The organism is Thalassovita gelatinovora (assembly GCF_001458355.1).
Lineage (GTDB): Bacteria > Pseudomonadota > Alphaproteobacteria > Rhodobacterales > Rhodobacteraceae > Thalassobius > Thalassobius gelatinovorus.
The window spans coordinates 1-24,279 of the sequence record NZ_CYSA01000001.1 but is presented as its reverse complement, the minus strand read 5'-3'; the positions used below and the strand labels follow the sequence as shown (position 1 = coordinate 24,279).

The window sequence follows — 24,279 nt, the reverse complement described above, 5'->3', positions numbered from 1 at the left end:
CGTCTCCTATCCGCCCCAGGGGCCTTTGACACCCCCCCGTTTGCGCCGAATTGCGCCCCATGGCCCCACCCGGTCTATCAGATCCGGTTGCCGCACCGGTTCCGCCATCGCATCATCATGCCCGAACAACGCCGCCCGCGCCCCAGCCTTGTCGACCTGATATTCCCGATCAAGGAAATCCGCCACATAGGATTTCTTGGCCTCGCTCCAGCCTTGATAGGCCCGATAGAACGCTTCCTTGTGGCAAATGAACAATTGCCGCACATCCTTGGGGGCAAGTTCCGCCAGCAACATGTTGACCAGATCGCGGTCGGGATGGTCGGCGGCGCGTAACGTATAGAAATAGGCCGGGTGATCCGAAGTGATCCGCGGCCACGGCCCTTCGTCCTCGGCCCATCGCAACAGCGCCTGAAGCCCGTGGAATTCCTCGGGCAAATCCGCGGCATGGGCGCGGGCCAGCGCACGGATATCGCGGCGGTTGGCGCCGGTCAGGTCGATGCCGGTTTCCTGTGCCGCATCTACGATGATGAAATCCAGTTTCTGGCGCAGGATCGCCCCGGCATCGATGCCGCGCGCCTTGACGATCGGTTCGACCAGATCGTTATATTCGAAGAATTTGGCGATCTGGTTGCGGTCGTTGAAATCGAATGTGTACTTGATCGGCAGCTTGCCGAACTGCGCTTTATCCCCGGCAGAAATCGCCGCCGGATGATCCAGACCACGGAAAATATAAAGCCCACCGAAATGCGCGGTCCAGAAATTGTCCTGACCGAATTCCATCTGTTTCAACCGCACCGGGTTGCGGGTCACATCGCCGGTCCTCTTGGCCAGCGTCACCATGTCCGCGATCAACACATCGTCGAACCAGGCGTCATCTTCGGCCATGAACCGGTCGATCTTCTGGCCCAGCTGTTCGGCATCGCGGACGGTGCCGGCGGTGGTGTCGGCCTCGATCTTGATCTTGCGGATATTGAACAATGCCCGTGGATCGCTGACCGCATACACGGAATTAAGCAATTCCCCCGCCACCGCGTCCTTGGCGGTCAGCGCGAAAAGCTGCGCTTCGTTTTCTTCGATGAACTGGCGCAGGATGCTGCGCGACATCGAAAATTTGACATTCAGCAGTGGCGCGGTTTTCTGCGCCGTGGAAAGCAAAATGAACTGCCGGTTGACCCCGTTGGGGTTGAGGTAAAGGGGGTCGTCCAACTCATCGCCCACTTCCGGGGAATATCCGGAAATGTCGATATGAAAATCGGCAAGCTCCGTACGCTTGCCGGTCAGATGGATCAGCGCGCGGTTATAGCGCTCCACCAAGGCGGGGCTGCTGACATGGATCAGGTTGCCGAACATCAGGCCACGGGTGATGAGGCGTTTCATTTTCTTTTAACTTCGCTTTCGTAATCACGCCGAAGCAACAAGGACATAGCGGAAGGAGGGCGATTTCCAGAGCCTTTAATTTCCTGCGCTATCTTCTTCCCTTCTTCACGAAACTCAGACAATCTACTTTGGACATCACCAATCTTGCTGGTATCCAAATTCACCCGAAGAATCGTTCCTGGAAACGATGCGATAAAGTTTGTCTTTGTCTTTGGGGTAAGCTGTATTGCGTCTTGCCCGCTGGCAATGGTGAAGTTTCCGCCATTTCGAGCTAGGCGGCTAGTCATATACAGGCCATACCCAGAATTGAACCAATTGCTGGAGACCCGCCGTTGATGCGTTCGGCCGGAAACGCCAGGCAGCAAAGCGTATTCAATTGCCTCTTTGTCAGACTTGAACCGAAAATTTGGATTTGTCCCTAACCCCCTACACACCCCAACCCCAAAGTCAGAGACAGAAAACTCGACTTTCCCACTCTTTGGCCAATACTGCGCACAGTAATACAGGCTGTCCGTCTCTCCATGCTCAAAAACATTTCTAAACACTTCCCTCAATGAGTACGACAGCACATCGAGCAGGACGCGGTTCTTCTCTGTGTCATGCGCTATTATTTCTGCGACTCTATCAACACGTCGCTGCAGAAGGTCCTGCATTTCCTCATACTTATCAACATCTCTCTCTATTAGACTTCCCCTGGTCAATTGGCTAATGGGAACGTAATTTCTGCTCCCCCAAGCCTCTCCGACCTGCTTCCCGTGATCAAATCCGCACATAGAAAAGAAACCCATATGGGAAAGATATCCATGCGACTCCCAATTATTGAAAACAACTTTTGTATTTGGGTGCCGGCTAATTAGGTGTGATATTTTTGTCGCTATTAAAAGCATGGCAAATGGACCGCAGAACGATTTCTCAGGCATATCAATAATAATTCGATCATGCTGCGTGTAGTAGTCAAGCTCAATTGAAAACTTAAACAGACTTTCTAAATCAGTTTTCCTTGGGAAATCAATCCGAGCATTGGGCATAATTATTCCTTCCCCTCCAAATACCTTTTCTTCGCTTCCTCTTGTCGCTCGAACTCCCGCACCATCGTCTCGATGGCCACCTCGTCCGACTTGTCGGCATAGCGGAACTCGGAATCCGCATAACGGTTGATTTCCTGCAACACCATGTCGGGGGTGATCGGCACCCGCAGCGCCGCGATCATGTCCTTTTTGCGCTCGTAGCTTTGGAACAGGAACAGATCGGGTTTTTCCATCCATTCATCCGGCAGTTCGAAATCCATCGCGCGGACCTTCACCGCGTCGGTGATGTTCTTGATCGCGCGGCCGGTGAACCGCTCATCCGCTTCCTGAATGGCTTTCAGATAGCTGCCCATCTTGGCGATCGTGTCCAATTCGCCGATCCGGTCATGTACCCGGTCGAACACGTTCAACAACCCCGCCTCGTGCGGTTTGGAATGCGCTTCGAACGACCGCGCGACGGCGGTCCTGATTTCCTGCGCCGCATAAAGGTCGTGATCGCCCAATGGGATATCATGATTCTTACCCATCAACAGATGCAGGATGTCGATGTAATCCTCCCGCGTTTGCGGCCCATCGACCAGGAACCGCGCCCCGGCCCGTTGCCGCAAAGCATCGTCGACGTTTTCGGGGTAATTGGAAAACATCCCGAAGGTGCAATTGCCGCGCACCACCGTGTTGGCCCCGGCAAAGCTTTCCATCAGCACGGCGGTGATTTCCAACTGCCCGGCGCTGGATTGCCGGTCGCCACGCTTGCCCGCCAATTGATCGATATCGTCAATGGTGCCAAAGCCGATCACATGCGGGTCGATGATGTTGTTGATGAAGGCCTTGGCGTTCTGCCCCGATTTGCCCTGATAGCTGTCGATGTTTTCGGTGCTCAGGTTCTGAAACCGGAACGGATAATCCACCGCCTGACAATAGTCATGGATCAACCCGGCCATCATCTGAATCAGCGTGGTCTTGCCGGTCCCCGGCTTGCCATCGCCCATGAAGGTGAAAATGAACCCGCCCAGTTCCGCGAACGGATTAAGCCGGCGGTCGAAATCATAGGCCATCAGCATCTTAGACAACCGCAAAGCCTGATATTTGGCGATGTGATTGCCCACCACCTGATGCGGTTTCTTGAATTGCATGGTCAAGGTGCTGCCCCGCGCCTTGCGCGCCGGGGTAAAGCCCTGAATGGCGAAATCATCCGCCTCGACCTTCCAGCTGGTCCGGCCAAAGGCCTGCAACCGCCCCATGCTCTGCGCCCGCAAGGCAACCTGTTCCATCAATTGTTCGGCAAAGGCCGTCACCGTCGCCACCAAGGTCGCGTCATCCTTGGCAAACCGCGCCAGTTCCTGATCCAATTCCCACAGCGCCCCATGCAAGGCCAGTTGCGCATTGTCGGTCAGGATTTCTTCGACCTGTCCCACTTCGACCGGGGCTTCGCTGGCATGCGGGGCCAGTAAAAACGCGGTCGCGTTGGCAAAGACATGCAGACTGACTAGCGCCTCACCGGCCAGAAGTTCGGAAAAATCATTCTTGCGATCCGGCGGCAACGCCCCGTCCAGATTGGCCCGTTTCAACCCGGCCAACCCGGTTTGCGCCGCATAGGCCGCCCCCATCGCCAAAGCAATCGCCAAAGCCCGGCGCAAGCCGTTCATCACACCCGCCTGCAACGGAGAAATCAGCGCATCCGCCCCGTCCGATGTTTCGATCCGCTGCAACAGTTTCACCCCTTCGGGCCGCGCGGTGGACCGCGTCACCATCCCCGGCGTGGTCGACCGGAACCGGCGATGCCCGACAACCCCCGAAGACCGCCCCGGCGCACCCGCCGCATCCTTGCCCTTGGCAATGCGCGGGGTATGATCGATGCCGTTCAGCATCGCCACGGCAGCATCATAATGGGCCCGGATATCTTCCTCGCGCAGCTCCATCTGATCGCTTGTCTGGCTCATGATCTCACCTTCATTTCCTAGCGGTAGCTCAAAACCCGGCCTGTCGGGCTGACCACGAATTTCCGAATATTGGCAAATCCCGGCGGCGCCTTTTCCACCAGCACCTGATAGGGCCGCTCGGGCAGGATGATGCTGCGCTCGACCCGCGTCGCCCCGGTTTCCACCCCGCGCCCGCCGAACGGATCAAGCGCGAAAACCTCGCGCTCGGCGGTGGAAAACCACCCGACCTTTTCTTCGCTCACCCGTTCGCTTTGCAGCTCCTCCACCGTCCAGGCCAATGCCCAATCCTGCCCTTCGGGGCTTTCCGCTTCGGCCAGAACTTCGCGCAACGGGCCCGATTGCCGGGTATAGGCGTGGCTGTACATCGGCCCCAGATGGATGCGGCGGAACCGTTTCGGGTGCAGATCGTTGAATTGTTCGTCGAACCCCTTGGCGATGGTGACTAATTTCAACCCGCCCAGCGATTGCCCCATCAGATGCGCCTGCACCTCGGGCCAGCGCCGTTCGTCCTTGGGCAAGCCGTTGCGCCCGGAATCTTCCAGTTCCATCATGTACAGAACCGGCAGGTTCACTTCGCTGTCATAGACCGCCCAATGCAGCAGGTAGCGTCGCCGTTCGTCGCCGCCCAGCCACACCGCGCGCGGATCGTTGCGGGCCCAGAACATCTGTCCCTTGATCAGTTCTTCGTAATACAGCCGCTGCGACAGTGCGAATTGCAGCTTGGTCGGGATCGCATGATCGCCCACGATCTTTGCCACCATCTGCTGCTTGATGGCCTCTGCACTTGGCATGTTTTCCAGATGCTGTTCGGCCTGCATCACGTCATTGGCCATCACCAGAAGTTCGTTGAACACCGGGAACCCGCTTTCGACCGTGTCGATCGCCAACGATCCGAAAAACTGCCCGGTATCGCGCCCGGTCAGCAGATATTTCATGCTCAGTGCCTTGAAGGTGAAACCGATCTGGACCAGATAGCGCATCAGGATTTTTACCTCCTGCGCGCTCAGTTCGCCTTCGACCTGCATCTGGGCCGCAACGCTGCCCAGATGGTCGGTAATCCGTTCGAATTTGCGAAAATAGCGGCGGCTGGCGAAAGTGTCGCGCAATGCCGCATGGTCCCGCGTGATGTCCACCTTTTCAGATGTCATATGTGAACTGCCGGACGTTGGAAAAGGTCTATCGTCAGTCATCGTAATCGCATCCCTGCCGCGTGGCCCCCGATCCTGCAAAGGCATGTTGTGGATTTGCAGTCATGGCGTGCACCTCGGCGCGCCCACGCCGGATGGTCCGCTGCTGTGGGGCCGCGTGGTGCCCGACCTTGGGCCGGGCAAAGCAGGGTCAACCCAACAGGTCATGCCCCATACAGGTTCTTGTCATGCTTTTCGACAATCGTCTGGAATCGGCGGGCGAAACGCTCATCCGCCTTGGCCTTGGCTTCCAGCACTTCGCGGGCGAACACCATGTGTTCCTCGTGCTTTTCCATCATGTCGGCCATCCGCTGATTGGTGGCGGTGCCGATCGCGGCCATGGCGGCCTGTGCTTCCTTATCGGTTTGCACGCCGATTTCGTTGATCCTATGCGCCACGTCCTGTTGCTGCGCCGTCTTCAGCGATTTCGATAACGCATCATACAAAACCACCCGCTGCTTGGTATCCGTTTGCAGCTTGTTGATCAGAACCATCTGGGTTGCGGCCTGATTTTGCAGGCTATCAACCCAAGTTTTGCCCTTCTCGATATAGCGTTCCAAGGTCTGCGATTTGGCCAGCTTGACCTGTTCGGCCTGCACCAATTCGTTATAGGCCTTGTTCAGATCGGCCAGTTCGGTTTCCAGCTTGGTCCGTTCGGCCGCGTCCTGCGTGACGCTGATCTTGTTTTCCAATTCGATGATCCTGGGGTCCATCGCCATGATCTGCGCGCGGGTGTCTTCCAATTCGCTGACGGTGAATTCGCGGTCGTCCAAAGTTTCGGACAGGTTGGTTTCAACCTTCGTCTTCTGTTCGTTCAGCGTCGCCAGCTGGGTTTCCAGTAATTGGGTGATCACGTCGGATTTGGCGATCAGGTCTTGCAACTTGTCATCGATATTGGCGGTGCGCATCCGTTCTTGGCGCAGCGATTCCGATTTCCCCTTGGAAAACACACCGACGAAGCTTTCCCAGCCCGTCTTGGTGCGCATCTCGTCGAAATCCTTGGAAAAGGCGGCGGTGACGTCATCCAGCCCCATGATCAGTTCGGCAATATTGGCGTTCATCACATCGGTATGGGCATGGACGTCTTCCAGCGTGGCGTTTTCGATGTCGATCATCGTCGCATCGCCCGATGCGATCTGATCCCGTGCGGTTTCGATCCGCGAAGTCAATTCGGCGATCTTGGCTTGCGCCTCGGCGACCTGTTTTTGGGATTCCATTACCTGAGCATCAAAATTCGCCATCGTATTCCCTTCTTTTCAATAACTTATCGCCTATATGGGACGGGCAAGCACAAATGCTACCCCCTTATGGCCGGGTTCTGGAAAACTGTGCCAAACTCGCCCGCAAAAAGAAAGTGACAAGACGTTCTTGCCGGGCTTCGGGTCTTCGCGCTAAATGCTTCTGAATAATATGATCAAATTCAGGGTGACCCGTCATGCTCAACTTTCCAGTCACGGCCGAAGGCCCCGGCGAAACCGAACGTCCCGATGCCGGGAAGCTGATTTCGGGTGATCCGGAATTCACCACATGGAACCTGGAAGACCGCGACGGGCTCTATTGCGGGATCTGGAAATCGACACCCGGAAAATGGCGCATCAGCTATGACGAATGGGAATATTTCCGCATTCTCGGCGGCGTGTCGGTGCTGACCAATGCCGAAGGGCAGGAAACCCGGCTGCAAGCGGGCGATGCGCATGTGATCCGGCCCGGCTTCAGCGGCACTTGGGAAGTGATCGAAACCACCACCAAGGATTACGTGATCCGCCTGTAACCGCGCGATTTCGGCATCGCAGAGGACAGGAAGGGGCAGGGACGCCCCTTCCCACGGTGGATCAACCCACCACGTTGAAATCCGGCCCGTAAGGATAGCCGGTGATATTCTCGTTGCCATCCTCGGTAATCACCAGAATGTCGTGTTCGCGGTAGCCACCCGCGCCGGGCTGATCGGCACCGATGGTCAGCATCGGTTCCATTGAAATCACCATGCCCGGCTCCAGCACCGTATCGACATCTTCGCGCAGCTCCAGCCCCGCTTCGCGGCCATAGTAATGCGACAAGACGCCGAAGCTGTGGCCATAGCCAAAGGTCCGGTATTGCAGCAGGTCACGTCCGGCGAAGAAATCGTTGATCTTCTGCGTCACCTCGGCGCAGCTTGCCCCCGGTTTCAGCAGGCTCATCCCGTATTCATGCGCGGCGACATTGGCCTGCCAGATTGCGAGGCTGGCATCGTCCACCTCGCCCACGAACAGGGTCCGTTCCAACGCGGTGTAATAGCCGCTGATCATCGGAAAAGTGTTCAGGCTCAGGATATCGCCGCGCTGCAATGCCCGCGCCGTGACCGGATTATGCGCCCCGTCGGTGTTCAGCCCCGACTGGAACCAAACCCAGGTGTCGCGGTATTCCGCATCGGGAAACCGCTTGGCAATCTCGGCTTCCATCGCGTCGCGCCCGGCCATCGCCACATCGATTTCACGCGCACCTTCGCGCACCGCGTCGCGGATCGCATAGCCGCCCACATCGGCCACCTGCGCACCGTGGCGGATCAGCGCGATTTCGGCCGGGCTTTTGTGCATACGCTGGCGCATGGTCTGGGCTGACAGATCCACCAACCGCGATGGGGTCAGGAACGACTCCAGCTTGTCCTTTTGCACCAAGGTCAGATGATCGGCCTCAAACCCGATCACGCCACCCGCGCCGGTGACGGACAGGATCGCGCGCCAGTAATTGTCGCGCTGCCAATCGGTATAGGTGATGTTGTCGCCATGACAGCGCCGCCAAGGTTGGCCGGCATCGATCCCGGCGCTGATCGTCACGTCGTCGCTGGCGGTCACGACCAACCCATAGGGCCGCCCGAACGAACAATACAAAAACCCGCTGTAATAGGCGATGTTATGCATCGAACTCAGCACCACGGCATCGACCCCTGCCGCGGCCATGATCCGGCGCAGCCCGGCAAGGCGCGCCGCGTATTCGGTCGCAGCGAAAGGCAACTTGGCCTTGTCGCCATTATGAAAACGGTAAAATTCTGGACGGGATGTCATTTCGACCCTCCTTGAGAAAGAAAGGTCCCGGCGTTCAGGACGGTATCGGGGCGCATGACTCCGCGTCATGTGGCGACGCCATCGCCTTGCCCCTGTCTTGTCCTTGCCCATCGCGCACGATCTGGCAAGATGATTTGCGACATTTCAAAGGGATTTTCAGACCATGACCAGCCAAATCCGCCCCGGTGCCCGAAACCTGATCACAGATGTGGGCGGTTTTCGTGTCGGCAACGCCGGCAATGACACCATCAAGACCGGCACCACGGTCCTGATCGCGGATGCGCCGTTCACGGCGGGTGTTCATGTAATGGGTGGCGCGCCGGGAACGCGGGAAACCGATCTGCTGGCCCCGGATAAAACCGTGGAACAGGTCGATGCGCTGGTGCTGTCGGGCGGATCGGCGTTCGGGCTTGATGCCGCTTCGGGCGTGGCCGATGCCTTGCGGGCACAAGGGCGCGGCTTCGCGGTGGGCGATCAGTTGGTTCCGATCGTTCCGGGTGCGATCCTGTTCGACCTGATCAATGGCGGCGACAAGAATTGGGCCGAAAACCCCTATAAACGCTTGGGCACCGAGGCGCTGGCGAACGCGACCGCAGATTTCAGCCTGGGCAGCGTTGGGGCGGGCACCGGCGCAACCACGGCCAGTTTCAAAGGCGGTCTGGGGTCAGCTTCGGTGGTGCTGCCTTCGGGACATACGGTCGGGGCCTTGGTCGCGGTCAATGCGCTTGGCTCTGCCGTGGTGGGCGAGGGGCCGCATTTCTGGGCCGCCCCGTTCGAACAAGGCGACGAATTCGGCGGGCTTGGGGTTGCATCGGCCTATCCCGAACCGCATTTGCCACCGACAAAGCTGGCCGCCCATGCCAATACCACGATCGGCATCGTCGCCACCGATGCGATGCTGTCTCAGGCGCAATGCACCCGGATGGCGACCGCCGCCCATGATGGTTTTGCCCGCGCACTGTTCCCGGCCCATACGCCGATGGATGGGGATCTGATCTTTGCCGCCGCGACGGGGCAAAAATCGTTGGGACATGTCGCGTCCGATACGCTCTATCTTGGCCATGCCGCCGCCACCTGCATGGCCCGCGCCATTGCCCGCGCGGTGTTCCACGCCCGCGCCGCCGCAAACGATCTGCAATCGAGCTGGTCCAACACTTACGGCTGACGCAGGGCTTGCCCCGGCCATTTGCCGCGCATTTGGCTTTGGGTCTTCTCGCCGTCTGACCCGGCGCGAATCCCGGCGCGGTGCCGTCCGCCGCGCTGGTGGAGGCTCAAATCGTTCTGTTGGCAACTGGGGACGCGGTAAACGGATGTGCGGGTTGTAAAACGCCATGCCCACATATCGCTAAGGTAGGCCCTTCTGCGCCTATAAATATTATTAAATCAATGTCTTAGTCAACGATCCCAAGCTATAGCGGATCGGCATATCTGGTTTTTTTACCGGCAAAAAGAGATTGGCTATAAGCTGTGATCGTCGCCTGAAAATGGCAGACAAGATCACAAATGAAACAATCGGCAGCCGCGCCAAGGCCTGTTTGGTCGGCGCGCAAGCAGCCGGATAGCCAACAGAGAGCACGACGAAATGTTGAACAAAGCCAAAATGTCCAGGGTCGGAGCCGCGATTGCCATTGCGTCAACCGCCGCGACGTCGGCCCCGGCCGAAATTCAAAGTGTGGATCTGAACGTCCTTGGTTCGGTGTCCTTCCTTTCCTCCTACGAAAATTACGAACAAGCGTTCTGGAATGATCGCCTGCCCGCCGCATCGAATGGCCGGATCAAGGCCGTGGTGCGTGGCTTCGACCAAATGGGCCTGAAAGGCGGCGAGGTTCTGCGCCTGACCGGTCAGGGCGTTGTCGATATCAGCACGACGGTTCTGGGATACACCGCCTCGGATGATCCGCGTAACGAAGCGGCGGATCTGGCCGGGCTGGCCCCGACCGTCGAGGCGGCCCACGCCATCGCCGAAGCCTATGAACCGGTTCTCGATTCCTATTTCACCGAAAAATACGGCGTCAAGGTCCTCGCCACCTGGCCCTATCCGGCACAGGTTTTCTATTGCAACACCGAAATCAAGGATCTGTCCGACATCGCCGGTAAAAAGGTCCGGACCGGGAATCGCACGCTTTCCGAATTCGTTTCGGCACTGGGCGGCACCGGCGTCACCATGGCCTTTGCCGATGTCATTCCGGCGCTGCAAACAGGTGTCGTGGATTGTGCGATCACCGGCACGCTGTCGGGCAATTCCGCCAAGTGGTTCGAAGTCTCGACCCATCTTTATGCGCTGCCCGTCGGCTGGAGCACGATGGTCACCGCGGCCAACCTGAAATTCTGGAACCGGCTGAACCCGGAAACCCAGACCTTCCTGCAAACCGAACTGAAAGCACTGGAAGACGAAATCTGGGTCGGGGCCGGGCAAGAAACCCAAGACGGGATCAACTGCAACGTGGGGGCCGATCCCTGCACGGTCGGCGTCAAGGCCGATATGACCCTTGTTCCGGTGTCCGAAGCTGACCGCGATCTTCTGGACAAGATCACCTCCGATGTCATCCTGCCCAAATGGGCGGCACGCTGCGGTGCCGATTGTGTGGCCGAATTCAATCAAACCATCGGCCCGGTCATTGGCATCAAGACGGAAATTAACTGATATGTCTCTCCCTGAGATCAACACAGATAAAGGTCCGGGGGCGTTCTCGCCTCTGGACCGGGGTTTGCAGTTTTGCCGCAAACTGGGCCGGGGCGCCACATGGGTTTCCGGGTTTGCCCTGATCACGGTTTGCGCTTTGGTCATGGTCGAGGTGTTGTTGCGCAAATTTGTCGGCGTGACGCTGGGCGGTATGGATGAAATCACCGGCTATGTTCTGGCGGTTGCAGTGACCTGGACACTGGCCTTCGCCCTGCTCGAACAGGCCCATATCCGCATCGATGTGCTGTATAACCTGGCAAACCGGCGCACCCGCGCCGCGCTCGACCTGATCAGCCTCGTTTCGATGACGGGCTTCATGCTGCTGCTGACCTATTGGGCGGGCCAGTTGCTGACAAGCACGCTGCAATTCGGGTCCACTTCGAACAGCGCCCTGCAAGTGCCGCTCTGGCTGCCGCAATCGCTGTGGGTGGGCGGGCTTGTCTTCTTTTCTCTGACCCTGGTGCTGCTGTGCCTGCGCACTTTCGGCTATCTGCTGCGCGGCGACGCCGCCGCAATCACCCGGATCGTCGGCATCAAGGCGGTCGAGGAGGAGGTCGAAGAACAGGCCGCCCCCTCCCGTCTGGACCACGTCACACAAGGATAACCACCATGCTGGCCACTGCCCTTACCACATTGATCGTTCTGATCCTTCTCAGCTTGCCGGTGGCCGCGGTCATGGGCGTGCTTGGTCTGATCCTGGCCGAACTCTATTCACCGATGCCATTGGTGCGCACCTTGGGCGATATCGCCTGGTCGACCAGCACCAACAACCTTCTGGTCGCCATCCCGATGTTCGTGCTGTTGGGCGAAATCCTGTTGCGCACCGGCGTGTCGTCGCGGATGTACATGGCCCTGTCGCATTGGCTGGGCTGGTTGCCCGGCGGTTTGATGCATTCCAATATCGGCACCTCGGCGCTGTTCGCGGCGACCTCGGGGTCGTCGGTCGCCACCGCCGCCACCGTCGGCACCGTGGCGCTGCCCGAAGTGCCGGTCCATGGCTATAACGAACGGCTGTTTCTCGGTACTCTGGCCGCTGGCGGTACGCTCGGCATCCTGATCCCGCCGTCGATCAACATGATCATCTACGCAGTGATGACCAATACCTCGCTGCCCCGGCTGTATCTGGCCGGGATCCTGCCGGGGCTGCTGCTGGCGGGGCTTTTCATGGTGCTGATCGCGGTGGCCTGCCTGCTCAATCCCAAATGGGGTGGGCAGCGGCTCAGCACCAGTTGGCGCGCCCGCTTGACCAGCCTGCCGCACCTGCTGCCACCGGCGGCCATCTTCGCCGTCGTTGTCGGGTCGATCTATGCCGGTTTTGCCACCCCGACCGAAGCCGCCGCGCTGGGCGTGATCGCGGCGCTGATCCTCGCCGCCGCTTTTCGCGCGCTGAACATCGGCGTGTTGCTGACCGCCTTCGAAGGCACCATGCGCACCACCGCGATGATCATCCTGATCATCATCGCCGCCTATTTCCTCAACCTCGTGTTCGCCGCTATCGGCCTCGCCGACGCGATGGAACATTTCGTCACCACGCTGGGGCTTGGCCCGTATCAGACGATCCTCGTTATCGCCCTGTTCTACATCGTGCTGGGCTGTTTCATGGAAACCTTGTCGATGATGATCGCCACCGTGCCGATCGTCACCCCGATCGTGGTGTCGCTGGGCTTCGATCCGGTCTGGTTCGGCATCGTGCTGATGCTGTTGCTGGAAACCGCGCTGGTGACGCCGCCGATCGGGCTGAACCTGTTCGTGGTGCAAAGCATCCGCCCGGGGCGCGGATCGATGAATGACGTGATGGTGGGGGCCATGCCCTTTGTCGGGATGCTGCTGGTGATGATCGGCCTAGTCATCGCCTTTCCCGCCATCGCGCTTTGGTTGCCGGGGCTGTCCCGGTGACGCGGTAGAAGACAGGAGACCGATCATGGATGCTGCCGGGCATTTTGCCGACCACGTCATCGCGACCCGCTTTGCGGATCTTTCCGAAACAACCCGGTCGGCCGCCGCGCGGCTGATCCTCGACAGCGTCGGGGTGGGACTTTCGGGCAGTGCGGGCCAATGGGCGGCAGAACTGTCCGGTGCCGCTGTCGGATGGGGGCAGGGGGCGCATTGCCGGGTGTTGGGCCGCAACGGGCGGTTTCCGCCCGGTCTGGCGGCCTTCCACAATGCCTACAACATCCACAATTCCGAATTCGATTGCCTGCACGAAGATGCTGTCGTTCACGCGCTCACCGCGATCCTGCCCGCCGCTCTGGCCGTGGCCGAACACCAGGGCGGCGTATCCGGCCAGACCTTGATCGAAGCGGTGGTGGCAGGGGTCGATATCGCCGCCGCGATCGGCCTTGCCGGGACCAGCGCGATGAAGTTTTTCCGTCCCGCGGTCGTCGGCGGCTTCGGGGCGGTTGCCGCCGCGGCCAAGATTGCCGGGCTTGACCGGGACCAGATGATTACTGCCTTCGGGGCGCAATATGCCCAATCGGGCGGATCGATGCAGGCGCATGAAGAAGGCACGATGCTGCTGGCGCTGCAAATCGGTTTCAATGCCCGTGCGGCGGTCGAAGCGGTCGATCTGGCCCGGGCAGGTCTGAAGGCGACACAACACACATTCGACGGCCGGTTCGGATATTTCAACCTGTTCGAGGACACCGTCGATCTGGCCCCGGTTCTGGCCGATCTGCCCCGGGTGCGACGGGTCGAACAGGTGGTGGAAAAACCCTTCCCGACCGGCCGCGCGACCCATGGCGCGATCGAAGCGGTGATGCGGCTTCAGGCCCGCCGCGCCAGCGATCCCGCGATGCTGCACGACCTCACGGTGACGGTGTCGCCGGTTGCCTATACTCTGGTCGGTCGGCCCGCCCGGATCGGGATGCCGGCCAATTATGCCCGACTGTGTCTGTCCTATTGCGTCGCCCGCTGCCTGCTGGACGGCACGGTTGGCGTCGGGCATTTCACCCCGGCCGCGCTGGCCGAACTGGACCCGCTGATGCTGGCGGAAAGGATCGAGGTCCAGACCTTCGACATGGCCGAACCCAGTGCTTTCGGCCCCTGCCGTGTCACGCTCGACTATGCCGACGGCACCAGTGCCTCTGAAACCGTCGGACAGGCGCTTGGCCACCCCGAAAACCCGGTGACGGCGGATCAGCGGATGGCCAAGTTTCGGGCGAATTGTCAGGCCGCGGCGCTGCCGTTGTCACAAGATCAGGCCACGACCCTTGCCGGACGGATCGACACCCTTGAAACCTTGCACGATGTCCGTGCCTTGATGGATCTTGCCTGCCCGCTGGCCGGTTGAACCCGTCGCGGCGTGTCAGCCTTTGGCAATGATGCCCTGCCATTGCCCGTTTGCCGACAGGTCGCGCACGATATTGGCGCAAAGCTGGGCAACGATACGCATGGCGGTGCGCACGGGATGGTGGGTGGTGGTGGCCAGAACCAGAACCCGCCGCAACTGCGCCGGATCGATCTGGGACGCGACGATGCGCCCTTGTTCGATTTCCCGCTGCACCGCGTTATAGGGCAAAACGGTTGCGACCGAACCATCCTCGACCATGCGGATCAGCGGCATCAGGGAATCGACTTCGTATTCCACGTTCAGATCGACCCCCATATCGTTGCACATCTGTTCCAGCAGTGCGCGCAACCCATGCCGGCGGCTGGGTAGAACCATCGGCCAGCGGGCAAGATCGGCAACATTCAGCGTGGCGCCGCCGGGCGTGGGGCAAGCGCCCGATTGCAGCAGATACAGGCTTTCATGCAGCAATTCATCGGCGACGTAATGTTTCGTGCGCGGGGCTTTGTAAAACAGCGCCACATCGATATGCCCGGTGGTCAGAAGTTCGCTGACATCACCGCTGAACGCCTCGACGATGCGCAGATCGACGCCCGGATGGTGTTCGCGCAAGGTCTTGAGCAGGGGCGGCACCAGAATGTGGCTTTCGGTCGGTGGCAGGCCCAGCGTCACCTTGCCTTCGATCACGCCTTTCAAACCGCGAACATCATGTTCCAATTCGCTCAGGTCGTTCAGAATCTGGCGCACCCGGCCTTCGAAAAAACTGCCCGCGCTGGTCAGTGTCATGCCGCGCCCGGTGCGGTGGAACAAGGTAACGCCCAGTTCTTCTTCCAGCATCCTGATCTGTCGGCTGATCGCGGGTTGTGCCACCGACAATTTGACCGCCGCGCGTGACACGCTCGATTCTTCAGCAAGCGCGACGAAATAATGGAGCTGGCGCATTTCCATGGGGCGAATTCCGGCGGTTGGCGTTGATCCGTTTACACGGGTCACAATAGAACAGATCAACGCCTGTGAAAAGAAACCGCCGGACTGGGATCAGCCGTTCACTTGGTCAAGCAGGCGTCGAGCCTCGGGCTGATCCTCGATCGACCAGATCATGTCGAGAACCGCGCGCGCGCTCGCGTCGCTCAGGATGCCGGACACGCAGTCCATGAACTTGGCCTCGACCTCAGCATCGGACAGCGGATTTGCCGGCCCGCCGCGATAACGGTCGTCCGAAAACTTCTGCAACAGTTTGCCGGACTTGGTCACCACTTCGATCCTCGACAGGATCTTGTCGTGCCCCATCGCGGCGATATCGGGATCGAACTGGGTCTCGACCCGTTGTTGCATCGCCTGGCAGTCGGGGCTTTGCACGAAGGCATCGGTGAATTCGGCCTTGCCCGCCCGGCCGGTCAGAATGATCGCCGACAACAGGAAGGCCATGCAGAACTTGCCCTCCAGTTCGGTGTTGGCAGTGCGGAACCGGATCGGGTGCAGGATGTTGTTGGACGCGAACAGCGTCACCTTTTCAATATCGCCGGGCGTCAGGCCGTGTTCTTCCATCAACGCCTTCATCGTGTCCATCGACGGATGAGTCAGCACACCGCAGGGATAGGGCTTGATGCTGACCCCGGGTTCGGACAGCGAAAACGGATTGCCGAACCGGCCCAGCACCAGATCGGGTTCTCCCCCGCGCCCCGCCACCGACAGGTATCCCCATTGCCCGTCCAGCGCGGCATCGTTGAAGGTGAAGCCTTCGCGTACCAAAAGGGCGCTGGTCACGCCGTTTTCGGACGACCGGGCGACATGCATCGGTTTGCCCATGGTGCCGAAATTGGCGCGAATACCCGCCGCCATCGACGCCGCGCCGCCCAATGCCTGCGCCATCTGCGCCGCGTCCAGTTGCAGGATCCGGGCCGCTGCTGCCGCCGATCCGAACGTGCCGATAGTGCCGCTGGTATGGAACCCAAGGTTATAGTGATCGGGGTTGATCGCCTCGGCGATCTTGCTTTCAACCTCGACCCCGGCGACGAACCCGGTCAGGAAATCCTTGCCGCTGACGCCTTGTTCGGCTTCGGTCAGGGCCAGCACCGCCGACAGCGGTGGCACGGTGGGATGGGTCAGCAACCCATAGGGGCGATCCGGCCCTTCGGCGACCTGGGTGTCGTCCCAATCCATCGCGTGACCCGCCAACCCGTTCCAGAAGGCGGCCTGCTGTGGCGATACTTTCATCGCCTTGTTGCCCACCGGCCGCGCAACCGGGGTTGCGCCGGTCGCCCCAAGATAGCGTTCAGCGACCGTCAGCGCCTCTTGTTCGGTCCCCGCCAGCATGACGCCAAGCCCATCGATGATGCAGCGCTTGGCGATATGGCGGGTGTGTTCGGGAATGTCGTCATAACTCAACGACGCGGCGAAGCCGGCGGCGTTCTCAGTCAGGGTGCGGGTCGAAACGTTTGCGTCTTTCATTGTGTCTCTCCAGTCCACACTTGGATCAGGTCGGCGCTGTCGCAGACCAGCCCGAAGCGGGCATTTGCGGTTTTCAGGGTGGCGTCGTGCAGGGCCAAGTCCCAGGACGCACAGGCATCGCGGGGCAGGGCGGTGTAATGACCGGTTTCAAACGCGTCGCGCAGGGTGCTTTCGACACAGACATTGGTCGATACGCCGGTCGGCACCACCGACTTGATGCCACGCGCCCGCAACACCATGTCCAGATCGGTGCCCTTGAAGGCGCTGTACCGGTGTTTGCGGATCACCGGTTCGTCCGGTTGCGGCGACAACGGTTCGATGAAATCGGCCCCTTCGCTGCCTGCCATCGCGATCCGGTCCGACGCATAGGTCGCGCGCCGCCGCTGCGCCAACCACGGCGCGGTGTCGCTCAGGTGATGGTCCAAGGTCCAGAACCCCACATGACAGACCAGAACACCCGCCTGCCGCGCCGCGCGCAGCAGCGTTTCCAGGGTCGGGATGATCGCCTGGGCGGCGTCCAATGGTCGTCCGGCGCGGCTGGTGGCAAATCCGTCCAGGCAGAAATCATTCTGCATGTCGATGATCAGCAGCGCGGTGTGTGCCGGCGCGAACCGTTCGGAAAAATCGCTCAGGATATGCGGTTCTTTGGTCGTCATGCCACCGCCTCCTTGCTGAACCAGTCAGCGATTTGCGCCCCGGTCATGAAAACCACGTCGTCGCGGGCCTGAAGCAGGTCCAGCATTTCGGCCAGATAGGGCAACCGGTGCGGCACCCCGATCAGATGCGGATGCAGCCCGATGCCCAACACCTTGGCCCCCGCCGTTTCGTTGCCGCAGTCAAAACAGGTCAGCGTGGTTTCCAGCCGCCGCAGCATTTCGGCAGAGCTGTGCTTTTCGACCGCATGAACGACCGAATCGTTCAATTCCAATGTGTAAGGCATCGCGATCAGGTCGCGCGGCGTGGCCCGCATCCAGTGCGGCACGTCATCGACGTTCCAGTCGCACAGATACTCGATCCCCTCGGCGGCAAGGATATCCGGCGTCGCCGCGGTTTCGCGCAACCCCGGACTCAACCAGCCGCGCACCGGTTTGCCGGTAAAGGCGCGCAGTTTCTTCAGCGTTTCGCGGATCACGTCGGCTTCGCTGGTTTCGGTGCTCAGGCTGGTCTGATGCATGCCGTGGCCGACAAATTCCCAGCCTGCGTCGCGGATCGCTTCGGCGCATTCTGGATAGGCGTCGATCACGGTCGCGTTGATGCTGGCCGACACCGGCAAGTCGCGCGCTGTGAACAACGACAATAGCCGCGCCATACCCACCCGCATGCCATAATCGGCCCAGCAGAAATTTGGAACATCTGGCACCTGTTCGCGCCCGTGCGGTGCCGTCAGCAGCTTGCGCGGCATTTCCCGGTCAAACGGCCAATATTCGATATTCACCACCATATTGACGATCAACCGCTTGCCGTCCGGCCCGGCCAATGGCGGTTGCCGGTTTGCCAAGCTGTAGGGAATGCGTGGATTGGCCTGGATCGCGCCCGCAAGCGCCGCAGGCGATGACGCATAATCGTCCATTCTTTTTCCTAACTCGTAGTGACTGAAACGTCAGGTTTCCGAAGCGCCCCTGCTCAGCACGGGGCGCACAGCATCCGTAAGCCGATGCCGCTGTCAGGATGTCAGCGCGGGGGAGCCCTTTCCAATTCCAAAGGGTGCAACCGGTTATAGCAACTTGCGATAGGAGGGGATTTGGCGCGGGTGTTTCAGGTGCCGGTGTCGCCGCCGACGCCGGACTGAATCAACGCTTCGACTAGCGCCCGGGCACTGCGTGGCAGGGCGGAACGGCTGCGCAGGGCGACACAACGATCGCGCAGCGCCCAGTCGTCCGACAGCCGAACAAGCTCAAGCTGCATCGTGCGGGCGTGCCGCCGGGCAGCAGATTCGGGAACGACACCGATGCCCACACCGGCTTCGACCAGCCGGCACATGGCTTCGAAACTGCGTACCTGAATGCGCAATGCGCGTTCATAGCCGTTCTTTTCCATCAGACCGCGCAGGAAGGCCAGCAGCGTGCTGCCTTCGTGCAGCCCGATATGTTCATAGTCCAGCGTTTCAGCAAGCCGCACCTCTGGCCTCGCGGTCAGCGTGTGGCCGCGCGGCGTCGCCAGCAACAGACGGTCGGTTGAAAACCGGATGACTTCAAGCTCCCCGGCATCCACCTCGCCCGAAAAGATCCCCAGATCCGCCGTGCCGTCCTGAATGCCGCGCAAGATGTCATGGGTCAGCCGTTCCTGTAGATCGACCGTAAGCTGTGGTCGCTCCGCCATGAAATCAGCAAGCAATTCGGGCAGAAATTCGGTTACAGCCGTGGTGTTGGCGAAAATGCGGACATGGCCGCCGAAATCGTCCCCGGCGAAATCGTCCTTCAGGAAATCGACCTGCCGCAGGATCAACCGGGCATGGTGCAGTAGGGTTTCACCCGCCTTGGTCAGGCTGATCCCCTTGTTGCTGCGATACAGAATTTGCGCTCCCAACTGATCCTCCAGCGCCCGCATGCGGGCACTGGCGGCGGGGGCTGACAGGAACGCCCGTTGCGCCCCACGGGTCAGATTACCGGCCTCGGCGATCTGAACGAAAAGCTGAAGATCCTGAAGCTGAATATGCATTCCATCGCCTCCGCGTTCGGCAAATCCGAATGCGACCTTGATAAATTGCGAATTTGGAAAACGCAAACCGCATGGCATCACATTGCAAATCACCGCCGCAGGAGGCACCCCGTGGATATCGCACATCTTCAGACATGGATCGGCAGCACGGAACAGGTGGCAGAACAGGTCAGCCCGTTTCTTTCGATCGCGCTGGCCGCGACACTGGATCGGGATGACCCGCCTTATGCCGAAGGCGATGTTCTGCCTCTGCTTTGGCATTGGCTGCACTTTCAAGATCCCTGTCCGCAGGGCCAACTCGGCCCCGATGGCCATCCGGCGCGCGGCGGTTTCATCCCCCCGATTCCGCTGCCGCGCCGGATGTGGGCAGGCAGTCGGCTGCAATCCTTGGCGCCGATGCATATCGGCATGCCGCTGCGCCGGGTGTCGACGATCAAGGACGTGACCCATAAATCCGGCCGCAGCGGGGACTTGGTTTTCGTCACCGTGCAGCACCGCATCCTTGATGGTGACACCGCATGCGTCGAAGAAGAACAGGATATCGTCTATCGTCAGGCCCCGGACCGTGATGCCCCGGCACCGACGCCGAAACCCGCCCCCGAAGGGTCTGCGTATTCGCGCCTGATCGATCCCGATCCGGTGCTGTTGCAGCGCTATTCGGCGCTGACCTTCAACGGCCACCGCATTCACTATGACCGCGACTTTTGCAAACACGAAGAAGGCTATCCCGGCCTCGTCGTGCATGGTCCGTTGCTGGCCACGCTGCTGCTTGACCTGTTGCGGCGGCAATATCCGCAGGTGCCGGTCGCGGACTTCTCGTTCCGCGCCGTCGCCCCGGTCTTCGACACCCATCCCTTCACGCTTCACGGCGCACCCGACAAGGCAGACCAGACCTTCCGCCTGTGGGTGCGGCGCCATGATGGCGCCTTGGCCATGAACGCAATTGCAACGCTAGCCAAAGGATCACGGACATGACCGACAGCTATGAAGAAATCCGCGACGCCGTGCGCGCGCTCTGCGCCACCTTTCCACCCGAATATCACCGCAAGGTGGACGAAGACCGCGCCTACCCGGAAGCCTTCGTCGACGCCCTGACCGAAGCGGGCTGGCTCGCCGCGCTGATCCCCGAAGAATTCGGCGGTTCCGGGCTGGGCCTGACCGAAGCCTCTGTGATCATGGAAGAAATCAACCGGGCCGGCGGCAATTCCGGTGCCTGCCACGGGCAGATGTACAACATGGGCACCCTGCTGCGGCACGGATCCGAGGCACAAAAACTGAAATACCTGCCAAAGATCGCCAGCGGCGAACTGCGGCTGCAATCGATGGGCGTGACCGAACCCACCACCGGCACCGACACCACCAAGATCAAGACCACCGCGGTGAAAAAGGGCGACCGCTATGTCGTCAACGGCCAGAAGGTCTGGATCAGCCGGGTGCAACATTCCGACCTGATGATCCTGCTGGCCCGCACCACGCCGCTGACCGAGGTCAAGAAGAAATCGCATGGCATGTCGATCTTCATCGTCGATCTGAAAGATGCGATCGGCAACGGCATGGACGTCAAACCGATCCCCAACATGGTCAATCATGAAACCAACGAACTGTTCTTCGACAATCTGGAAATCCCCGAAGAAAACCTGATCGGCGAAGAAGGAATGGGGTTCAAATACATCCTCGACGGGCTCAACGCCGAACGCACGCTGATCGCCGCCGAATGCATTGGCGACGGCTATTGGTTCATCGACAAAGTGTCGGACTATGTGAAGGAACGCACCGTTTTCGGCCGCCCCATCGGTCAGAACCAGGGCGTTCAATTCCCCATCGCCGAAGCCCATATCGAAGTCGAAGCCGCCAACCTGATGCGGTTCGAAGCCTGCCGCCTGTTCGATGCCAAACAGCCCTGCGGCGCACAGGCCAACATGGCCAAATACCTCGCCGCCAAGGCCAGCTGGGAAGCGGCCAATGCCTGCCTGCAATTCCATGGCGGCTTCGGCTTTGCCAATGAATACGACGTTGAACGCAAATTCCGCGAAACCCGGCTCTACCAGGTCGCACCGATTTCGACCAACCTGATCCTGTCCTATGTCGCTGAGCACGTGCTTGGCCTGCCGAGGTCGTTCTGATGGGACCGCTGGAGGGAGTGACGGTGGTCACGCTGGAACATGCCGTGGCCGGGCCGTTCGCAACCCGGCAACTGGCCGATCTGGGCGCGCGGGTGATCAAGGTCGAACGCCCCGGCACCGGCGATTTCGCCCGTAATTATGATGGCCGCGTCGACGGGCTTGCGTCGCATTTCGTCTGGGCCAACCGGTCCAAGGAAAGCCTGACGCTGAACCTCAAACACCCCGATGCCGACGAGGTGCTGCGCCGGTTGCTGGCCACCGCCGACGTGCTGGTGCAAAATCTTGCCCCCGGCGCAGCGGCGCGACTGGGGCTGACCTATGACGCGTTGTCGGAAATGAATCCCGGCCTGATCGTGTGCAATATCTCGGGCTACGGCCCGGACGGGCCCGACCGCGACCGCAAGGCCTATGATCTGCTGGTACAGGCCGAAGCCGGGTTCCTCTCGGTCACTGGCACCCAGGACGAAGTCTGCAAATCGGGTATTTCCATCGCCGATATCGCGGCGGGCATGTATGCCTATACCAACATCCTCGCGGCGCTGATCCGGCGCGGCCAGACCGGGCAGGGCGGCACCATCGACATCTCGATGCTCGAAGCGCTGGCAGAATGGATGAGCTACCCGATGTATTACGCCTATGACGGGGCGCCGCCTCCGGCCCGCGCCGGGGCCAGCCACGCCACGATTTTTCCTTACGGACCGTTCCCGGCGGGTGACGGCACTGTGGTGATCCTCGGGCTTCAGAACGAACGCGAATGGAAGACCTTTTGCGAAAAGGTGCTGCACAATCCCGAACTGCTGTACGATCCCCGCTTTGACAGCAATGCAGGACGGGCCGAAAACAAGGACGCGCTGAGCGCCCTGATCGTCGCCGCTTTTGCCGGTCTGACCGGGGAAGCGGTCATCGCCCGGCTGAACGCGGCGGGCATCGCCAATGCCCGGATGAACGACATGGCCGGGTTGTGGGACCATCCCCAACTGCAAGCCCGCGATCGCTGGCGAGACGTCGGCAGCCCCTCCGGCCCGATCCCGGCGCTGCTGCCCCCCGGCGGTTTCGACGGCTATACGCCGCGCATGGACCCGGTTCCGGATCTCGGGGAACATAACGATTCCGTGCTGGACGGGCTTGGCTTTGGCGCGGATGAAATCGCCTGCATGAAACAAGGAGGCGTGCTGTGACCATGCCATTCACGACGGCCCAAAGCCTTCTTTTCGTCCCCGGCGATCGGGCCGAACGCATCCCCAAGGCGCTGGCCAGCGCGGCCGGTGCCGTTATCGTCGATCTCGAAGACGCGGTTGCCCCCGAAGCCAAGGACCGCGCCCGCCGCGCCGTGGGCGGCTTTCTTGCCGCCACCCCATCGGCCCGCATCCTGTTGCGCATCAATGCCGTGGACAGCCCGTGGTATGATGGCGATAGGGCGCTTGCCGCTTATCGTGGCGTTGTCGGCGTGGTGTTGCCCAAATCCGATCTTGCCTCCCTGACCCGGGCTGCGGGCGATACCGATACCCCGCTCTGGCCCTTGGTCGAAACCGCGCAGGGTATCCAAGACATGCCCGGTCTGGCCCGGATACCGGGGGTTGCCCGCCTGCTTCTGGGCACCATCGATCTGGCGTTGGATCTCGGATTGGACGCGGCGCATCCGGGCGGCCGGACGATGCTGGACATGGCGCGCTACCAGCTGGTGAACGGCTCTGTTGCTGCCGGGCTGGCGCTGCCGGTCGACGGGGTTTTCACCGATCTTGGGGATGACACCGGGCTTGCCGCCTGCGCCGCGCACGCAAAGGCCTGCGGCATGACCGGGATGATGTGCATCCACCCCAAACAAACCGAGGTCGTGAATGCGGCCTTTTCCCCCGACCCGGCCCAAACCGATTGGGCGCGGCGGGTGCTGGACGCGGCCGTGGGCCAGAACGGCGCGTTTCGCTTCGAAGGCCAGATGATCGATAAACCGGTGCTCGGCCGGGCTGCCCGGATCCTGACGTCCTGACCCCGCCCCCAACCAAGGAAACCAACGCAATGAAGGTACTCGTGCCTGTCAAACGTGTGATCGACTATAACGTGAAAGTCCGTGTCAAAGCGGATGGCAGCGGTGTCGATCTTGCCAATGTCAAAATGTCGATGAACCCGTTCGACGAAATTGCCGTCGAAGAAGCGATCCGCCTGAAAGAGGCCGGCAAGGCGGAAGAAGTCATCGTCGTTTCGATCGGTGTCAAACAGGCGCAGGAAACCCTGCGCACGGCGCTGGCGATGGGGGCGGACCGCGCCATTCTGGTCGTCGCCGCCGATGACGTGCATCAAGACATCGAACCGCTGGCGGTTGCCAAGATCCTCAAAGGGGTGATCGACGCAGAAGCCCCCGGTCTGGTCATCGCCGGCAAACAGGCGATCGACAATGACATGAACGCCACCGGCCAGATGCTGTCGGCGCTCATGGGCTGGTCGCAGGCAACCTTCGCGTCCGAGCTGGACATCGATGGCGACGCCGCCGTGGTCACCCGCGAAGTC

22 protein-coding genes are annotated in these 24,279 nt (G+C 60.5%); 11 read left to right on the top strand and 11 right to left on the bottom strand.

Annotated features, from left to right (window positions below; translation table 11 throughout):
* Window positions 1-6: 6 nt before the first annotated feature.
* From TG4357_RS00110 to TG4357_RS00090, 5 genes are all read right to left on the bottom strand, one after another.
* The gene (locus tag TG4357_RS00110; RefSeq protein WP_058260843.1) at window positions 7-1,377 is read right to left on the bottom strand and encodes a DUF6638 family protein; all 1,371 of its coding nucleotides are present in this window, start codon (window positions 1,375-1,377) and stop codon (window positions 7-9) included.
* Window positions 1,374-2,405 carry a hypothetical protein gene (locus TG4357_RS00105; RefSeq protein ID WP_058260842.1) on the bottom strand — a complete coding sequence of 344 codons (1,032 nt, stop codon included), beginning with the start codon at window positions 2,403-2,405 and terminating at the stop codon, window positions 1,374-1,376. The genes TG4357_RS00110 and TG4357_RS00105 overlap by 4 nt, the downstream gene beginning before the upstream one ends.
* 2 nt (window positions 2,406-2,407) lie before the next feature.
* A complete protein-coding gene (locus tag TG4357_RS00100; protein ID WP_058260841.1) occupies window positions 2,408-4,345 on the bottom strand; it encodes an AAA family ATPase in 1,938 nt (645 codons plus the stop codon).
* Window positions 4,346-4,362: 17 nt separating this feature from the next.
* Complete coding sequence (locus tag TG4357_RS00095) at window positions 4,363-5,493, bottom strand: hypothetical protein (protein WP_058260840.1); 1,131 nt, start codon at window positions 5,491-5,493, stop codon at window positions 4,363-4,365.
* A gap of 203 nt (window positions 5,494-5,696) precedes the next feature.
* Window positions 5,697-6,773, bottom strand: coding sequence for a coiled-coil domain-containing protein (locus TG4357_RS00090; RefSeq protein ID WP_058260839.1), 1,077 nt, complete (start codon window positions 6,771-6,773; stop codon window positions 5,697-5,699).
* Window positions 6,774-6,967: 194 nt separating this feature from the next.
* Here TG4357_RS00090 and TG4357_RS00085 point away from each other — a divergent pair, with 194 nt between their 5' ends.
* Window positions 6,968-7,303, top strand: a complete 336-nt coding sequence (locus tag TG4357_RS00085; protein ID WP_058260838.1) for a cupin domain-containing protein — start codon at window positions 6,968-6,970, stop codon at window positions 7,301-7,303.
* A 61-nt stretch (window positions 7,304-7,364) separates the two neighbouring features.
* On the opposite strand, the gene TG4357_RS00080 is transcribed toward TG4357_RS00085, so the two are convergent.
* Complete coding sequence (locus tag TG4357_RS00080; protein WP_058260837.1) at window positions 7,365-8,573, bottom strand: aminopeptidase P family protein; 1,209 nt, start codon at window positions 8,571-8,573, stop codon at window positions 7,365-7,367.
* A 163-nt stretch (window positions 8,574-8,736) separates the two neighbouring features.
* Between TG4357_RS00080 and TG4357_RS00075 the strand changes: the two genes are divergently transcribed.
* The 5 genes from TG4357_RS00075 to TG4357_RS00055 all read left to right on the top strand — a co-directional run bounded on the left by TG4357_RS00075 (window position 8,737) and on the right by TG4357_RS00055 (window position 14,545).
* Window positions 8,737-9,738: a P1 family peptidase gene (locus TG4357_RS00075; RefSeq protein WP_058260836.1), complete on the top strand. Its 1,002-nt coding sequence runs from the start codon at window positions 8,737-8,739 to the stop codon at window positions 9,736-9,738.
* Window positions 9,739-10,173: 435 nt separating this feature from the next.
* Window positions 10,174-11,217, top strand: coding sequence for a TRAP transporter substrate-binding protein (locus TG4357_RS00070; RefSeq protein WP_058260888.1), 1,044 nt, complete (start codon window positions 10,174-10,176; stop codon window positions 11,215-11,217).
* Window position 11,218: 1 nt separating this feature from the next.
* A complete protein-coding gene (locus TG4357_RS00065; RefSeq protein WP_058260835.1) occupies window positions 11,219-11,860 on the top strand; it encodes a TRAP transporter small permease subunit in 642 nt (213 codons plus the stop codon).
* Between the two features lie 5 nt (window positions 11,861-11,865).
* On the top strand, window positions 11,866-13,152 hold the full coding sequence (locus tag TG4357_RS00060) for a TRAP transporter large permease (RefSeq protein ID WP_058260834.1): 1,287 nt from the start codon (window positions 11,866-11,868) through the stop codon (window positions 13,150-13,152).
* A gap of 25 nt (window positions 13,153-13,177) precedes the next feature.
* Window positions 13,178-14,545, top strand: coding sequence for an MmgE/PrpD family protein (locus TG4357_RS00055; protein ID WP_058260833.1), 1,368 nt, complete (start codon window positions 13,178-13,180; stop codon window positions 14,543-14,545).
* A 15-nt stretch (window positions 14,546-14,560) separates the two neighbouring features.
* Here TG4357_RS00055 and TG4357_RS00050 read toward each other — a convergent pair whose 3' ends face one another.
* From TG4357_RS00050 to TG4357_RS00030, 5 genes are all read right to left on the bottom strand, one after another.
* Window positions 14,561-15,490: a LysR family transcriptional regulator gene (locus TG4357_RS00050; RefSeq protein ID WP_058260832.1), complete on the bottom strand. Its 930-nt coding sequence runs from the start codon at window positions 15,488-15,490 to the stop codon at window positions 14,561-14,563.
* 90 nt (window positions 15,491-15,580) lie between these two features.
* On the bottom strand, window positions 15,581-16,993 hold the full coding sequence (locus TG4357_RS00045) for an MmgE/PrpD family protein (protein WP_058260831.1): 1,413 nt from the start codon (window positions 16,991-16,993) through the stop codon (window positions 15,581-15,583).
* Window positions 16,990-17,649 (bottom strand): cysteine hydrolase family protein, encoded by a 660-nt coding sequence (locus TG4357_RS00040; protein WP_058260830.1) that lies wholly within the window; start codon window positions 17,647-17,649, stop codon window positions 16,990-16,992. Before TG4357_RS00040 ends, TG4357_RS00045 begins: the two co-directional genes overlap by 4 nt.
* Window positions 17,646-18,563, bottom strand: coding sequence for a polysaccharide deacetylase family protein (locus tag TG4357_RS00035; RefSeq protein ID WP_058260829.1), 918 nt, complete (start codon window positions 18,561-18,563; stop codon window positions 17,646-17,648). The genes TG4357_RS00040 and TG4357_RS00035 overlap by 4 nt, the downstream gene beginning before the upstream one ends.
* 185 nt (window positions 18,564-18,748) lie before the next feature.
* Window positions 18,749-19,651 (bottom strand): LysR family transcriptional regulator, encoded by a 903-nt coding sequence (locus TG4357_RS00030; RefSeq protein ID WP_058260887.1) that lies wholly within the window; start codon window positions 19,649-19,651, stop codon window positions 18,749-18,751.
* A 111-nt stretch (window positions 19,652-19,762) separates the two neighbouring features.
* Here TG4357_RS00030 and TG4357_RS00025 point away from each other — a divergent pair, with 111 nt between their 5' ends.
* The 5 genes from TG4357_RS00025 to TG4357_RS00005 form a co-directional block, all read left to right on the top strand.
* Window positions 19,763-20,626, top strand: a complete 864-nt coding sequence (locus TG4357_RS00025) for an HTD2 family dehydratase (RefSeq protein WP_058260828.1) — start codon at window positions 19,763-19,765, stop codon at window positions 20,624-20,626.
* On the top strand, window positions 20,623-21,774 hold the full coding sequence (locus tag TG4357_RS00020; protein WP_058260827.1) for an acyl-CoA dehydrogenase family protein: 1,152 nt from the start codon (window positions 20,623-20,625) through the stop codon (window positions 21,772-21,774). The genes TG4357_RS00025 and TG4357_RS00020 overlap by 4 nt, the downstream gene beginning before the upstream one ends.
* The gene (locus TG4357_RS00015) at window positions 21,774-22,952 is read left to right on the top strand and encodes a CaiB/BaiF CoA transferase family protein (RefSeq protein WP_058260826.1); all 1,179 of its coding nucleotides are present in this window, start codon (window positions 21,774-21,776) and stop codon (window positions 22,950-22,952) included. Before TG4357_RS00020 ends, TG4357_RS00015 begins: the two co-directional genes overlap by 1 nt.
* Before the next feature lie 2 nt (window positions 22,953-22,954).
* Window positions 22,955-23,761 (top strand): HpcH/HpaI aldolase/citrate lyase family protein, encoded by an 807-nt coding sequence (locus TG4357_RS00010; RefSeq protein WP_058260825.1) that lies wholly within the window; start codon window positions 22,955-22,957, stop codon window positions 23,759-23,761.
* Window positions 23,762-23,790: 29 nt separating this feature from the next.
* Window positions 23,791-24,279, top strand: a 489-nt coding sequence (locus TG4357_RS00005) for an electron transfer flavoprotein subunit beta/FixA family protein (RefSeq protein WP_144433909.1), incomplete at its 3' end; no start/stop codon positions are given.